The organism is Candidatus Pantoea soli (genome assembly GCF_007833795.1).
In the GTDB taxonomy this organism is placed as follows: Bacteria; Pseudomonadota; Gammaproteobacteria; order Enterobacterales; family Enterobacteriaceae; genus Pantoea; species Pantoea soli.
Genome location: NZ_CP032702.1, coordinates 2,031,459 through 2,045,541, shown reverse-complemented (window position 1 = coordinate 2,045,541; position 14,083 = coordinate 2,031,459). Strand labels below are relative to the sequence as shown.

General features: G+C 55.9%; 10 protein-coding genes. 3 read left to right on the top strand and 7 right to left on the bottom strand.

Going from position 1 to position 14,083, the window contains the following annotated elements; genetic code table 11:
* The first annotated feature begins 154 nt into the window (after positions 1 to 154).
* On the top strand, positions 155 to 874 hold the full coding sequence (gene fadR / locus D8B20_RS09480; protein WP_145888646.1) for a fatty acid metabolism transcriptional regulator FadR: 720 nt from the start codon (positions 155 to 157) through the stop codon (positions 872 to 874).
* A 58-nt stretch (positions 875 to 932) separates the two neighbouring features.
* Here fadR and D8B20_RS09475 read toward each other — a convergent pair whose 3' ends face one another.
* Entirely contained in the window at positions 933 to 2,468 is a 1,536-nt protein-coding gene (locus tag D8B20_RS09475) for a SpoVR family protein (protein WP_145888645.1), read from the bottom strand.
* A 493-nt stretch (positions 2,469 to 2,961) separates the two neighbouring features.
* On the opposite strand from D8B20_RS09475, the gene D8B20_RS09470 reads away from it, so the two are divergent.
* On the top strand, positions 2,962 to 4,263 hold the full coding sequence (locus D8B20_RS09470) for a D-amino acid dehydrogenase (RefSeq protein WP_145888644.1): 1,302 nt from the start codon (positions 2,962 to 2,964) through the stop codon (positions 4,261 to 4,263).
* A gap of 21 nt (positions 4,264 to 4,284) precedes the next feature.
* A complete protein-coding gene (gene dadX, locus D8B20_RS09465) occupies positions 4,285 to 5,355 on the top strand; it encodes a catabolic alanine racemase DadX (protein WP_145888643.1) in 1,071 nt (356 codons plus the stop codon).
* Here dadX and D8B20_RS09460 read toward each other — a convergent pair.
* The 6 genes from D8B20_RS09460 to yeaG all read right to left on the bottom strand — a co-directional run bounded on the left by D8B20_RS09460 (position 5,348) and on the right by yeaG (position 14,073).
* Positions 5,348 to 6,541 (bottom strand): multidrug effflux MFS transporter, encoded by a 1,194-nt coding sequence (locus tag D8B20_RS09460; protein ID WP_145888642.1) that lies wholly within the window; start codon positions 6,539 to 6,541, stop codon positions 5,348 to 5,350. The genes dadX and D8B20_RS09460 overlap by 8 nt on opposite strands.
* A 118-nt stretch (positions 6,542 to 6,659) precedes the next feature.
* Positions 6,660 to 8,126 carry an undecaprenyl-phosphate galactose phosphotransferase WbaP gene (wbaP, locus tag D8B20_RS09455; RefSeq protein WP_145888641.1) on the bottom strand — a complete coding sequence of 489 codons (1,467 nt, stop codon included), beginning with the start codon at positions 8,124 to 8,126 and terminating at the stop codon, positions 6,660 to 6,662.
* Between the two features lie 377 nt (positions 8,127 to 8,503).
* Positions 8,504 to 8,737, bottom strand: coding sequence for a DUF1480 family protein (locus tag D8B20_RS09450; protein ID WP_145888640.1), 234 nt, complete (start codon positions 8,735 to 8,737; stop codon positions 8,504 to 8,506).
* Positions 8,738 to 8,812: 75 nt separating this feature from the next.
* Positions 8,813 to 10,540: a potassium/proton antiporter gene (locus tag D8B20_RS09445; protein ID WP_145888639.1), complete on the bottom strand. Its 1,728-nt coding sequence runs from the start codon at positions 10,538 to 10,540 to the stop codon at positions 8,813 to 8,815.
* A 230-nt stretch (positions 10,541 to 10,770) separates the two neighbouring features.
* Positions 10,771 to 12,048 (bottom strand): YeaH/YhbH family protein, encoded by a 1,278-nt coding sequence (locus D8B20_RS09440; RefSeq protein WP_145888638.1) that lies wholly within the window; start codon positions 12,046 to 12,048, stop codon positions 10,771 to 10,773.
* A 90-nt stretch (positions 12,049 to 12,138) separates the two neighbouring features.
* Positions 12,139 to 14,073, bottom strand: a complete 1,935-nt coding sequence (gene yeaG, locus D8B20_RS09435) for a protein kinase YeaG (protein WP_145888637.1) — start codon at positions 14,071 to 14,073, stop codon at positions 12,139 to 12,141.
* Between the last annotated feature and the right edge of the window lie 10 nt (positions 14,074 to 14,083).

Sequence of the window (14,083 nt, the reverse complement as noted above, 5' to 3'; positions counted from 1 at the left end):
CCTTAAGCGCAGCGTCACCGGCCAGAATAGCGGTCAGAAGCGGCTGAAATTTGCGCCAGTGCGCGCTTTTAATCGGCACGCAGGCTATTTCCCTGAAAACCCCTCTGGTATGATGAGTGGCATTACGAAAAGAAAGCGACGAGAAATAAAAGCTATGGTGATAAAGGCACAGAGCCCTGCAGGATTCGCTGAAGAGTACATAATTGAGAGCATCTGGAACAGCCGTTTTCCGCCGGGATCGATTCTTCCTGCCGAACGTGAGCTTTCTGAACTGATTGGCGTGACCCGCACCACCCTGCGCGAAGTTCTGCAGCGTCTGGCACGCGATGGCTGGCTGACTATCCAGCACGGTAAACCCACCCGCGTAAATGATTTCTGGGAAACCTCTGGCCTGAATATTCTCGAAACCCTGGCGCGCCTTGACCATGACAGCGTGCCGCAGCTGATTGATAATCTGCTGTCGGTGCGTACCAACATTGCTTCAATCTTTATCAGCCGTGCACTGCGCCATCATCCCGATAAAGCACGTGAGGTGCTGGAAACCGCGCTGAGTGAACATGACCAGGCCGAAGCCTATACCGAACTGGATTATCGCGTGTTTCGCGGCCTGGCCTTTGCTTCCGGCAACCCGATTTATGGCCTGATCCTGAACGGGCTGAAAGGGCTTTATACCCGCGTCGGTCGTCATTACTTCTCTAATCCGGAAGCGCGCGAACTGGCCCGCAGCTTCTATCGCCAGCTGGCTGACCTGTGCGATAAGCAGCCTACGCAGGATCAGATTGTGGATTGCGTGCGGGAATATGGCCGCCGCAGCGGCGAGATCTGGCACAGCATGCAGAAAAGCATGCCGGATGATTTAGGCAGCAAGCGCTAAGGCCTGCCGCCCCGGCAATAGCGATAAAAAAACCGGACCTCAAGGGTCCGGTTGTGGTTTACAGCACGCTGCCGCGCGTCGGGCAGCGGTCCAGTAGCTCTACGCTGCCGTCCTCATTCTGCTGCTCCAGATTGACATCAAATCCCCACAGGCGGTGCACGTGCTTCAGCACCTCGCGACGGCTCTTGTCGAGCGGCGCACGCTGCTGTGGCACATAACGCAACGTCAGCGAACGGTCGCCGCGCAAATCTACGTTATACACCTGGATATTGGGTTCAAGATTGCTCAGGTTGTACTGCGCCGACAGCTGCTGGCGAATCGCCCGGTAGCCGGCTTCATCATGAATGGCCGCAATCTCCAGATAATTATTGCGATCGTCATCCATCACGGTGAACAGGCGGAAATCCCGCATTACTTTTGGCGAGAGGAACTGACTGATAAAACTTTCGTCCTTGAACTCACGCATGGCGAAATGCAGCGTCTTCAGCCAGTCCGATCCGGCAATATCCGGGAACCAGTAGCGATCTTCTTCCGTAGGCGTCTGGCAGATGCGCTTAATGTCCTGGAACATGGCAAAGCCCAGCGCATAGGGGTTGATGCCGTTATACCACTGGCTGTTGTACGGCGGTTGATAGACCACGTTGGTATGGCTGTGCAGAAACTCCATCATAAAGCGTTCTGACACTTTGCCTTCGTCATACAGATGGTTAAGGATGGTGTAGTGCCAGAAGGTCGCCCAGCCTTCATTCATCACCTGCGTCTGTTTCTGCGGATAGAAATACTGGCTGACTTTGCGCACAATGCGCAGCACTTCGCGCTGCCACGGTTCCAGCAGCGGCGCGTTCTTCTCCATAAAGTACAGCAGGTTCTCCTGCGGCTCAGACGGATAGCGTGCCGCTTCCACCTGCGCATACTCTTTCTCTTTACGCGGTAAGGTGCGCCACAGCGTATTCACCTGGCTTTGCAGATACTCTTCACGGCTTTTCTGCCGCGCTTTCTCCTCCTGCAGCGAAATTTTTTGCGGCCGCTTGTAGCGGTCCACACCGTAGTTCATCAGTGCATGGCAGGAGTCCAGCAGCCGTTCAACTTCTTCTACCCCGTAGCGCTCTTCGCAGTCAGAAATGTAATTCCGCGCAAACAGCAGGTAGTCGACAATCGAACTGGCATCGGTCCAGCTGCGGAACAGGTAGTTGTTTTTGAAGAAAGAGTTGTGCCCGTAGCAGGCGTGTGCCATCACCAGCGCCTGCATGGTCATGGTGTTCTCTTCCATCAGATAAGCAATACAGGGATTGGAGTTGATGACAATTTCATAAGCCAGGCCCTGCTGCCCGTGCTTATAGCGCTGCTCGGTTTCAATAAACTTCTTGCCGAATGACCAGTGCGCATAGTTGATGGGCATGCCCACGCTGGAGTAGGCATCCATCATCTGCTCAGAGGTAATGACTTCGATTTGGTGCGGGTAGGTATCGAGCCCGTAGCTTTTGGCTACGCGGTCAATTTCTGCCAGGTAGACATCCAGCAGTTCAAAAGTCCAGTCAGGTCCGTCACTGAGTCGTTTACTGCTGCGGGTTGGCTCGTCAAACATTGTCGTCATAGCGCACCTCTGTTTTGCAAGCGGCAGGCCAGGGCCTGTCACGATCGTTTAAGGCTTCATCCTGAGAAAGACAGCCCAAAAGAACTGAGCGAACACTTCAATGATAGTCCACTGTCGCTTATCCGATCCGCGAACTCAATCGAATTCTTTTGGCACAAAATCATTCAATTAGCCCCTGGTGCGGTATCGATAATAACAAGCTCTGGTTTTTAAGTTTTAAGTAGAATAATGTTCTGTTTATAAGCAGGTGCGATGACTGCGGCGCTTTCTCCTGAAAAAAGTGAAAAGCACTGCCTGGCGCATAATAAATTGCTGGGTAATGGATAAATGGCATAAAAAGTTCTGATTTTTGACCCTGAGCATGATTTCAGTGTGCAGTCAGGTAAAAAACATGTGAAATAACCGCGTCGAATGTAAGATCAATCTGACTTTCTGGTTGTGCTAAATCAGAAGGTGATACCAGTCAATTATGCTTTGCCGCGACGAGGGGCTTATGCGCGTAGTCATTTTAGGTAGTGGTGTGGTAGGGGTGGCCAGTGCATGGTATCTGGCTCAGGCAGGACACGAAGTCACGGTCATTGACCGCCAGCCCGCGGCGGCGCTGGAAACCAGTGCCGGTAACGCCGGACAAATCTCCCCCGGTTACGCGGCCCCGTGGGCGGCACCTGGTGTGCCACTGAAAGCGGTAAAATGGATGTTTCAGAAGCATGCTCCGCTGGCGGTCAGACTCGACGGCAGTAAATTCCAGCTGGAGTGGATGTGGAATATGTTGCGTAACTGCGACATGCATCACTACCAGGAAAACAAAAGCCGCATGGTGCGTATTGCTGAGTACAGCCGCGACTGCCTGAAAGCGCTGCGCGCCAGCACCGGCATCGCCTATGAAGGGCGGCAGGGCGGCACGCTGCAGCTGTTTCGCACGCAGCAGCAATTTGACAGCGCCAGCAAAGATATCGCGGTGCTGAAAGAGGCTGGCGTCCCCTACGAACTGCTGGAAGCGCACCAGTTACATCAGGTGGAGCCGGCACTGGCGGCCACCGCACATAAGCTGACTGGCGGGCTGCGCCTGCCGAACGATGAAACCGGCGACTGCCAGCTGTTCACGCAGCGTCTGGCGGAGATAGCAGCAGCGGCAGGCGTGACGTTCCGCTATAACCTTTCTGTCGACCAGCTGCTGCGCGAAGGCAATCGTATTTATGGCGTGAAGTGCGGCGAGGAAGTGATTAAAGCCGATGCTTACGTCGTGGCGTTTGGTTCTTACTCCACCGCGTTGCTGAAAGACATCGTCTCAATCCCGGTCTATCCGCTGAAGGGCTATTCCCTGACGATTCCAATTAAAAATCCGCAGGCGGCCCCGGTCTCTACCATCCTTGATGAAACCTATAAGGTGGCCGTCACGCGCTTTGACGATCGCATCCGCGTTGGCGGCATGGCGGAAATTGTTGGTTTTAACACCAAACTGTTACCGGCACGGCGGGAAACGCTGGAGATGGTGGTCAGCGATCTCTATCCTGAGGGCGGGTTTACTGAACAGGCGACGTTCTGGACCGGCCTGCGGCCGATGACGCCAGACGGCACACCGATTGTTGGCCGTACGCCGCTGTCTAACCTCTGGCTGAATACCGGACACGGGACGCTGGGGTGGACGATGGCCTGCGGCTCCGGCCAGCTGCTGGCAGATTTGATCTCCGGTCAGCAACCGGCGATTGCCGCTGACGATTTGTCCGTGCTGCGCTATCTGCCGGGATTCGCGCCACACGCCTCGCCGCTGCGCAATGCCAGCGCGGCGCGCTGAGTTATCAGGGAGAGTCACACTATGTCACGTCCTACAGGGGCGACTGTTAATCAGCAGGCGCTGCGTCATAATCTGGCGGTAGTGCGCCAGGCGGCACCGGGTGCGCGCGTCTGGTCCGTGGTGAAAGCCAATGCGTACGGCCACGGCATTGCCCGCGTCTGGCAGAGTCTGGCCGATACCGACGGCTTTGCACTGCTGAACATGGAAGAAGCCATCCTGCTGCGCGAGCAGGGCTGGAAAAAGCCGATTCTGCTGCTGGAAGGATTCTTCCACGCAGACGAGCTGGCGCTGATTGATCGCTACCGTCTGACCACCAGTGTCCACAGCAACTGGCAGATTCAGGCGCTGGCAAAAGCCACGCTTTCCGCGCCGGTTGATGTCTATCTCAAAATCAACAGCGGGATGAACCGGCTGGGCTTCCGGCCTGAGCAGGCGCACGCGGCCTGGCAAAAGCTGCGCGCGCTGCCCAATGTGGGTGAAATGACGCTGATGGCGCACTTCGCGGATGCCGACAATCCTCAGGGGCTGGTCGAGCCAATGAAGCGTATTGAGCAGGCTGCTGAAGGGCTGGCGTGTCCGCGATCGCTCTCCAACTCGGCCGCCACGCTGTGGCACCCGCAGGCGCATTTCGACTGGGTCCGGCCGGGCATTATTCTGTATGGCGCTTCGCCGAGCGGTAACTGGCAGGATATTGCCAGCACCGGGCTGCAGCCGGTGATGACGCTGCACAGCGAAATTATTGCCGTGCAGCAGCTGACGGCTGGCGAGGGCGTCGGCTATGGCTATCGTTACCATGCCAGCGCAGCACAGCGCATCGGCATTGTGGCCTGCGGCTATGCTGATGGCTATCCGCGCCATGCGCCGACCGGTACACCGGTCAGCGTCGACGGCATCCGTACGCAAACGCTGGGCGCCATCTCCATGGATATGATGATGATTGACCTGGAACCGTGCCCGCAGGCGGGCATTGGCTCGAAAGTGGAGCTGTGGGGCAACGATGTCAAAATCGATGAAGTGGCCAAAGCTGCCGGTACCGTGGGCTACGAGCTGATGTGCGCGCTCGCGCCGCGCGTACCGGTCGGGGTTATTTAAGCGCGGTTACCGTGCCGCGCATCTTCCGGCTGCAGCGCCAGGCAATCAGTGCCAGCGCTGCGCCGGTCAGCATCATCAGTGCCAGCGACGATTTTTCTGCCAGCGGCAGCGCCACCATCGCCAGACTGGTGCCCGCTCCGCACGCCATCTGAATAAACCCCTGCAAAGCGGCGGCAACGCCAGCCTGCTGCTGATAAGGCTCCAGCGCATAGCTGGTCGCCGGGCCGACCGTGAACGCCAGGCCTGCCACGGCAATCGCCACCGGAATCATGTACAGTGCCCAGTGATACTGCCAGGCGGCTGGCAACAGCGTGACGCCCGCCATCAGCAACACCGCCCCCAGCAGCATGGTGATAAAGCCCATGGCGAGGCAAAATGGCCGGCCAGCCTTACGAATGGTTTTATTAACAAAGGCGCTCACCAGCATGATCCAGAAGCCGTTTGCCCCGAAGGCAAAGGAGAACTGCAGCGGAGTGAGGCCGCCTTCGGTCATCAGCACATGCGGTGCCAGTGAAACATAGGTCAGCACCATGCCCAGCGCGCCGGCGTTGGCAAAGGCAAAGGCAAGGAAACGCGGCTCCCGCGCGATGGCGGCATATTGCGCCAGCGGTAAGCCTTTTACCCGCCGCGTATCTGCCGGACGGGTCTCCGGCAGGAAAAGCAGCACGATCAGGCCAATCACCACGGCATAGCCGCACAGAAACCAGAAGGGGGCGCGCCAGTCATAGGCTTCGGCCAGGATGCCGCCCAGCAGCGGTGCCAGCGCCGGAACAATATTCAGTGCGCCGTTAAGGAACCCGTAAGCGCGCGCTGCTTCCTCACCGCTCAGGCGATCGCGAACGCCGCTAAAGGCCACTACTGCGGTACAGCATACGGCGCTGCCCTGGATCAGCCGTGCCAGAAAGAAGACCGGCCAGACGGTGGCGGTGGCGGCGACGGCGCTGCCGAGGATATAGAGTCCGAGTCCGATTAGCGCGATCGGTTTCCGCCCGAAGTTATCCACCAGCGGGCCGGTCACCAGCTGGCCCACGCCCATAACCAGCAAAAACAGCGGAATGGTGGTCTGGATCAGGCTGACCGGACTGTTCAGGCCTTCGGCGATTTGCGGCAGCGTGGGAAGATAAAGGTCAATACCAAGCGGTGCCAGCAGCACCAGGCTCAGAAGCAGTAGGGTAAATTTTTGCATGAGGAAAGGAAACGCCCGGTTAATCAAGCGAGAAGGGTAATGACTCTGCGGGCAAAAAGAAAGGGCTAAAACGAAAAGGCGATGTCTGCCGGAAAGGCGCAGACATCGCGTGAGGGTATCAGTAAGCGCCGTCGCGACGCAGCACTACGCCAGCGGTCTTAAACAGAATGGCGATATCGGTCCACAGCGCCCAGTTCTTCACATACCAGGAGTCAAAATAGACGCGGGTATCATAGTCGATATCGTTACGTCCGCTGACCTGCCACAGGCCGGTCATGCCAGGCTTGGCCATCAGGTAGTAATCGACGTCGCCAGCATAACGCTCCAGTTCGGCCTCAATGACCGGGCGCGGTCCGACAAGGCTCATTTCACCCCGAATGACGTTCCACAGCTGCGGCAGTTCATCCAGACTGGTCTTGCGCAGGAAGCCGCCGATACGGGTAATGCGCGGGTCGTTTTTCAGTTTGAAATCGCGATCCCACTCCGCGCGGGCTTCTTCACTGGTGGCCAGCAGGTTCTGCAGCACCTCCTGTGAATTTGTCACCATAGAGCGGAATTTCAGGCATTTGAATTTCTTACCATCCTGTCCCACACGCTCGTGTCCGTAAATCGCATTGCCGCCATCGCGTTTAACCATCGCGCACAGCAGGCCAAACACTGGTGCCAGGAACAGCAGCAGCAGCGAAGCCACCACGATATCAAAGGTCCGCTTCAGGAAGCGCGATGAGCGTTTTGCCAGGTTATTGCTGACGCGCAGAATCATCACTTCATGGCTGAAGATAAAGGACATATCCGTGCCGTAAAGCGGCACGCCGCGCAGCGTCGGGATGACCGAAATCGAGCGGCATTTCATTTTGGATAAAAACTTCAGCCACTTGTCGCGTACCACCTGCTGTTCGAACTCGGTGGCGACGATGAACTGCGTATTGTCGCGATCAATGGTCTGCCAGTTAATGTCTTTCCAGGTGATGACCGGCACACCGTTGACCTTTTCCTGCTGGTGTTCATCGTCCAGCGAGATAAACGCCTGCACGTTATAGCCGAGGATCTCCTCGCTCTGCAGCGCGGCATAGGCTTCCATGGCGTTTTTGCCGGAGCCAATGATAATCGTCTCTTTCTGCCACTGTCCGGCACGGTTAATCGCGCGTTTCACCACGGCGCGCATCAGCGGCAACAGCAGCAGGGCGTAGGTCCAGCTGAACACCCATACCATGCGCGAGAAATCCCATTTGGAGAAGGCGATCAGCGCCAGATCCAGAAGGGAGAAGACAAACAGGGTTTTGACCACCTCTTTCAGTTCAAACCAGAACGGTTTGCGATAGGTGTAGTGCCGCATACGCACCCAGAACCAGGCGGTGCAAAGCACCGAAAGACCCAACTGGGCAATAAAGCGATATTCAATTTGCTGTGGCGGAATAAAACTATCCAGCTCTCCCCAAATACCCTGGACGGTTGCCGCTGATAAAAACAGTGCCAGATTAAGGGCAATCAAATCCGAAACACTTAGGGCGACTTTTGCGATGAGGTTTTTGCGCAGTCCGCTCCACGAGCGGGTTGCATCATTCATTACCAATGTACTTGCCATAAAACCTGCTCTCTTTTCTTAAGTAAAAGATGGCCTGACCAGAATCAAGTACGCGCTCAGGAGTGAACCGCTGAAACCAGTAAGAAATTGTTTTTCAGCGGAATAAGAGTCAGTGCTGCCATAAGCGCTGCATGGAAAGGGCCGTTTGAGACGTGATTAACGTCACGAAAAGCTGCAGCAACGTTGATGAGTATGCAGGAGATATTTGACAGAGTTAATACGGAAAAACTCCGAAAAGGAAATAAATGACGTCAGAAATTAAGGGTTAAGTGACTGTTAATAAGGGATAAAAGCAAAAATAACCGCGTTATTCTGCTTGTTTTTAAGACAACTTTTCGGAATTACCGCCATACAGGATGAATGGCGGTGTGGGGATATCAGGCCGGTTTTTTCAATACCCAATGGTCTTGCTGCTTGTCATAGTGCGCGATTTGCAGATCCACCGGCTCACCGTCTATCCACGCCGGTACGCTGGTGTCGTGATCCCAGCCGTCGAGCTGATAACTCAGGCCGGGGTTGGTTTGGCACGGAATGCTGACGGTATCCAGCTTGTCAACATTCATCTCTGCATCGACGATCTCATAACGACCAATCTTCACCACGTGTCCCATTCTCTTCTCCCGTTTGCTGGCTGGAATAGTGATCATAGTCGCTGCAGCGCAGTTTACGAGGCATCTGCGTTCAGATTATTCCTTCTCTTCGCGGACGCGCACGCCGATTTTCACAATCTGGTTATCCTCTTTTTCCGCTACGGTCCAGGTGAGCTGATTCCATTCGACCTGATCGCCTACCACCGGCGTACTGCCTAACAGGCTCATCACCAGCTGGCCCAGCGACTGCTGATCGTTGGTATGTTCATCCAGCTCCAGACCGTAAATCTGGGCGACATCGCGCAGGCGGGCTTCGGCATCCAGGATAAAGTCGCCAAAGAAGCGCTGGTCCAGCGACACCGGCGGCGACTGGCTGAACATTTTGCCCAGCGCCGGCAAATCCCGCTCGCGGCCAATCACACACAGCACATCGCCCTCTTTCAGGCGGGTATTGCCGCTGGGGTGCATCAGCGCGTTATCGCGGAACAGTGCAGCAATGCGCGTTTCGCGCGGCATTTGCAGGTCGCGCAGCGCGGCGCCCACGCACCACTTGTCAGCACTGAGCTGATACACAAACTGCTCCCATGGATTTTCCGGGTGAATATCCAGTCCCACGCGGCTGACCGGCGAGGCCAGCGGCGGCACCACCACTTTGGCCCGTTTTGCTGCATAACCCAGCGAAGTGCCCTGCAGCATCAGCGACACCAGCACCACAAAGAACGCAATATTAAAGTAGAGACGGGCATTCTCCAGCCCGGCCATCATCGGGAACACCGCCAGGATGATCGGCACCGCACCCCGCAGCCCGACCCAGCTGATGAAGATGCGTTCACGGCCGGTAAAGCCTTTAAAAGGCAGCAGGCCGACCAGCACCGAGAGCGGGCGCGCCACCAGAATCAGCCAGAGTGAAAGCAGCATGGCAGGCAGCGCAATGTGCCACAGGTCAGACGGGGTCACCAGCAGGCCAAGCACGATAAACATGCCAATCTGACTCAGCCACGCCATGCCGTCAAAGGTTTGCAGGATGCCATGGCGGTTGCGGATCGGGCTGTTGCCCAGCAGGAAACCACACAGGTAAACGGCAAGAATGCCGCTGCCTTCCATCACTGTGGTAAGCGCGAAGACAATAATGCCGCCGCTCAGCGCCAGCAGTGGGTAGAGCCCCTGCGCCAGGTTAATGCGGTTAATCAGCTGCTGCAGCGCCCAGCCGCCGCCAAGGCCCAGCACAATCCCCAGGCCAAACTGCTGCACCAGGTGCACGACGAACATCCAGCTCAGGCCGCTTTGCCCCTGCTGAATCATGTCAATCAGCGTGATGGTCAGAAACACCGCCATCGGGTCATTACTGCCGGATTCAATCTCCAGCGTGGCGCTGACGCGTTCATTCAGGCCTTTGTCGCCCAGCAGGGAGAACACCGCAGCCGCATCGGTGGAACCGATAATGGCACCAATCAGAAACCCCTGCATGATATCGAGTTTAAACAGCCAGGCGGCCACCATGCCGGTGAGGCCGGCCGTGATCATCACCCCCACCGTGGCCAGCGACAGCGCCGGGCCGAGCGCCACTTTAAAGGAGCTGGCTTTGGTGCGCATGCCGCCGTCGAGCAGGATGATGGCCAGCGCCAGGTTAGAGACCAGATAAGCCACCGGGTAGTTATCAAACGCAATGCCGCCGATACCGTCGACGCCGGTCAGCATGCCCAGCGCAAGGAAGATCACCAGAATCGGGATGCCCAGGCGTGAAGAAAATGAACTCAGTAAGATACTTGCTGCAACCAGCACGGAACCAATTATGAACAGACTGTAAATCATGCTGGTATTCAACGGCGTTCTCCTGCGGCGGGGGCAAAACAGACAAACTGCGGGTAATTCACACAGACAAGGTGAAAAGATAATGCCTTATCAATGGCTTGTCAGCGCTTAATTGCACATTTTTTCCAATTAATCTGCGTAGCGCGGTAAAGCAGGGCTCCGGGAGGGTTCAACGAAAGGGATTTCGGCGGATTCAGCGTAAGAAGGGCAAAGAAAAGCCGGTCAGTGACCGGCCAGGGATATCAGGCTTCCGCAACCTGTTTGTGGAAAAGTTCGCGAAATACCGGGTAGATGTCTTCCGGCTCACGGATGTGCTGAATCGCAAAGTTATCAAACATCGCCTGCAGGTGCTCATACTCGCGCCACAGCGTCTGATGCGCACGCCGGGTGATTTCGATATAGCTGTAGTAGCGCACCACCGGCAGGATGTTTTTCGCCAGAATCTCATGACACAGCGGCGAATCATCCGCCCAGTTGTCGCCATCCGACGCCTGCGCCGCATAGATATTCCACTGCGACGGGTCATAGCGCTCTTTTACCACTTCATCCATCAGCTTCAGGGCGCTGGACACAATGGTGCCACCGGTTTCCTGCGAATAGAAAAACTCCTGCTCATCCACTTCTTTCGCCTGCGTATGATGCCGGATATACACCACATCCACGTTTTTGTAAGTCCGGCTCAGGAACAGATAGAGCAGGATGTAAAAACGCTTCGCCATGTCCTTGGTGGCCTGATCCATTGAGCCGGACACGTCCATCAGGCAGAACATCACCGCCTGGCTGGAAGGTTCAGGACGCTTCTCAAAGTTTTTGTAGCGCAAATCAAAGGTGTCGATAAAGGGAACGCGTTCAATACGCGCCCGCAGTTCGGCAATCTCCTGCCGCAGACGCTCCTCTTCCAGCAATTGCGCCGGCTCACTTTTTTCCACCTCGGTGAGCGTGGCTTCCAGTTCGTTTAGCATCCGGCGTTTGCCTGCGGTCATGGCGGTACGGCGCGCCAGCGAGTTCTGCAGTGAGCGCACCACGCTGATGTTGGCAGGCACGCCATTCGACGTGAAGCCGGCGCGGTGAGTCTTATACTCATTCAGCTGACGATGCTGGTTTTTGCGCAAGTTGGGCAGCGCCAGATCTTCAAACAGCAGATCGAGATACTCATCTTTGGAAATCTGAAACACAAATTCGTCCTGGCCTTCACCGTCCTGACTGGCGTTGCCCTGACCGCTGCCACCACCGCTGCCGCCACCCTGTGGCCGCTCGATGCGGTCGTTCTGCACGAAATGGTCGTTCCCCGGATGCACGCGATGACGGCTGCCACCGCGGCCCTGATGGAAAACCGGCTCATTAATATCGTCAATCGGTATTGATACAGATTCGCCGCTTTCGACATCGGTAACCGAACGCTTGTTGATGGCCTCGGAGATCGACTGCTTGATTTGCGACTTGTAACGGCGCAGAAAGCGCTGGCGGTTCACCGCGCTTTTATTTTTGCCGTTCAGTCGCCGATCGATGAAATAGGCCATAAATTCCCCCAGACTACTGTGCAAGCCAGGCCGGAACCGATCCGGCCTCCCGTTGCGGCGAAGGTACGCCGCACAGCTTACAGGTCATGATTATGACGATTTACGCACGCGCAGATACCATTCACACAGCAGGCGCACCTGCTTGCGGGTATAGCCTTTCTCCATCATGCGGTCGACAAAATCATCGTGTTTTTTCTGTTCATCCGTTGAGGTTTTGGTATTAAACGAAATGACTGGCAGCAGCTCCTCGGTGTTAGAGAACATTTTCTTCTCAATCACCGTGCGCAGTTTTTCGTAACTGGTCCAGTTCGGATTGCGTCCGTTATTCTGCGCACGGGCACGCAGCACAAAGTTGACAATCTCGTTACGGAAATCTTTCGGGTTACTGATCCCGGCAGGTTTCTCGATTTTTTCCAGCTCGGCATTCAGCGATTCGCGGTCAAACAGCTGGCCGGTATCCGGATCGCGGTACTCCTGATCCTGAATCCAGAAATCCGCATAGGTCACGTAGCGATCGAAGATGTTCTGGCCATATTCGGAATAGGATTCCAGATACGCCGTCTGAATCTCTTTGCCAATGAATTCGGCGTATTTCGGAATCAGGTAGCCTTTCAGGTGCTCCAGGTACTTCTCTGCCTGATCCTGCGGGAACTGCTCGCGTTCAATCTGCTGCTCCAGCACGTAGAACAGATGCACCGGGTTAGCCGCAACTTCAGCGTGGTCAAAGTTAAAGACGCGCGACAGGATTTTAAAGGCAAAGCGCGTTGAAAGGCCGTTCATGCCTTCATCCACACCGGCGTAATCATGATACTCCTGCCAGGATTTGGCTTTCGGGTCGGTGTCTTTCAGGCTTTCACCGTCGTAGACGCGCATTTTGGAGTAGATGCTGGAGTTTTCCGGCTCTTTCAGGCGTGACAGGATCGAGAAGCGTGCCAGCGTCTCCAGGGTGCCCGGCGCACAGGGCGCGGTAGTAAGCTCACTGTGGTTGAGCAGCTTCTCGTAGATTTTGATCTCTTCGGAAACGCGCAGGCAGTAAGGCACTTTCACGATATAAACGCGGTCCAGGAACGCTTCGTTATTTTTGTTGTTACGGAACGTCACCCATTCGGATTCGTTGGAGTGCGCCAGAATAATGCCGTTGAACGGCAGGGCGGAGATCCCCTCGGTACCGTTGTAGTTACCTTCCTGCGTGGCGGTCAGCAGCGGGTGCAGCACTTTAATCGGGGCTTTAAACATCTCCACGAATTCCATGATGCCCTGGTTGGCACGGCACAGTGCGCCGGAGTAGCCATACGCATCGGGATCGTTCTGCGCGTGGTTTTCCAGTTTACGGATGTCCACTTTACCCACCAGCGCCGAGATATCCTGGTTGTTTTCATCGCCCGGTTCGGTTTTAGCAATAGCCAGCTGCTCGAGAATAGAAGGCCATACTTTCACGACTTTGAAACGGGTGATGTCGCCGCCAAATTCGTGCAGGCGCTTGGCCGCCCACGGCGACATGATGGTGCCCAGATAGCGACGCGGCACACCATACTCTTTTTCCAGAATGTTGGCGTCTTCCTGCGGATTAAACAGGCAGAGCGGATGGTCATTAACCGGGCTGCGCTCGCCGTCGGCGCTCAGCACATAGATAGGCACGCGCTGCATCAGCGCTTTCAGCCGTTCGGCCAGTGAGGATTTACCGCCGCCCACCGGACCAAGCAAATAGAGAATCTGTTTCTTCTCTTCCAGACCCTGCGCCGCGTGTTTCAGGTAGGAGACGATTTGCTCAATCGCTTCCTCCATACCATAAAACTCTTCAAAGGCCGGGTAGCGTCCGATGACGCGGTTAGAGAAGATACGGGAAAGGCGAGGCTCCTGAGCAGTATCGACCATGACTGGCTCACCAATAGCCATCAATAGCCGTTCTGCCGCGTTGGCGTATGCACTGCGATCCTGCTTACAAATAGCGAGGAACTCCTGCAGTGTGAACTCTTCGTCCTTGGCAGCTTCATAACGCTGACGATAGTGATCGAATATATTCATAGCGATGCCC

Coding starts and splice junctions, on each gene's coding strand:
- yeaG (WP_145888637.1), bottom strand. CDS start 14,073: ATGAATATATTCGATCACTATCGTCAGCGTTATGAAGCTGCCAAGGAC.
- wbaP (WP_145888641.1), bottom strand. CDS start 8,126: ATGGCAAGTACATTGGTAATGAATGATGCAACCCGCTCGTGGAGCGGA.
- D8B20_RS09470 (WP_145888644.1), top strand. CDS start 2,962: ATGCGCGTAGTCATTTTAGGTAGTGGTGTGGTAGGGGTGGCCAGTGCA.
- dadX (WP_145888643.1), top strand. CDS start 4,285: ATGTCACGTCCTACAGGGGCGACTGTTAATCAGCAGGCGCTGCGTCAT.
- D8B20_RS09450 (WP_145888640.1), bottom strand. CDS start 8,737: ATGGGACACGTGGTGAAGATTGGTCGTTATGAGATCGTCGATGCAGAG.
- fadR (WP_145888646.1), top strand. CDS start 155: ATGGTGATAAAGGCACAGAGCCCTGCAGGATTCGCTGAAGAGTACATA.
- D8B20_RS09475 (WP_145888645.1), bottom strand. CDS start 2,468: ATGACGACAATGTTTGACGAGCCAACCCGCAGCAGTAAACGACTCAGT.
- D8B20_RS09460 (WP_145888642.1), bottom strand. CDS start 6,541: ATGCAAAAATTTACCCTACTGCTTCTGAGCCTGGTGCTGCTGGCACCG.
- D8B20_RS09440 (WP_145888638.1), bottom strand. CDS start 12,048: ATGGCCTATTTCATCGATCGGCGACTGAACGGCAAAAATAAAAGCGCG.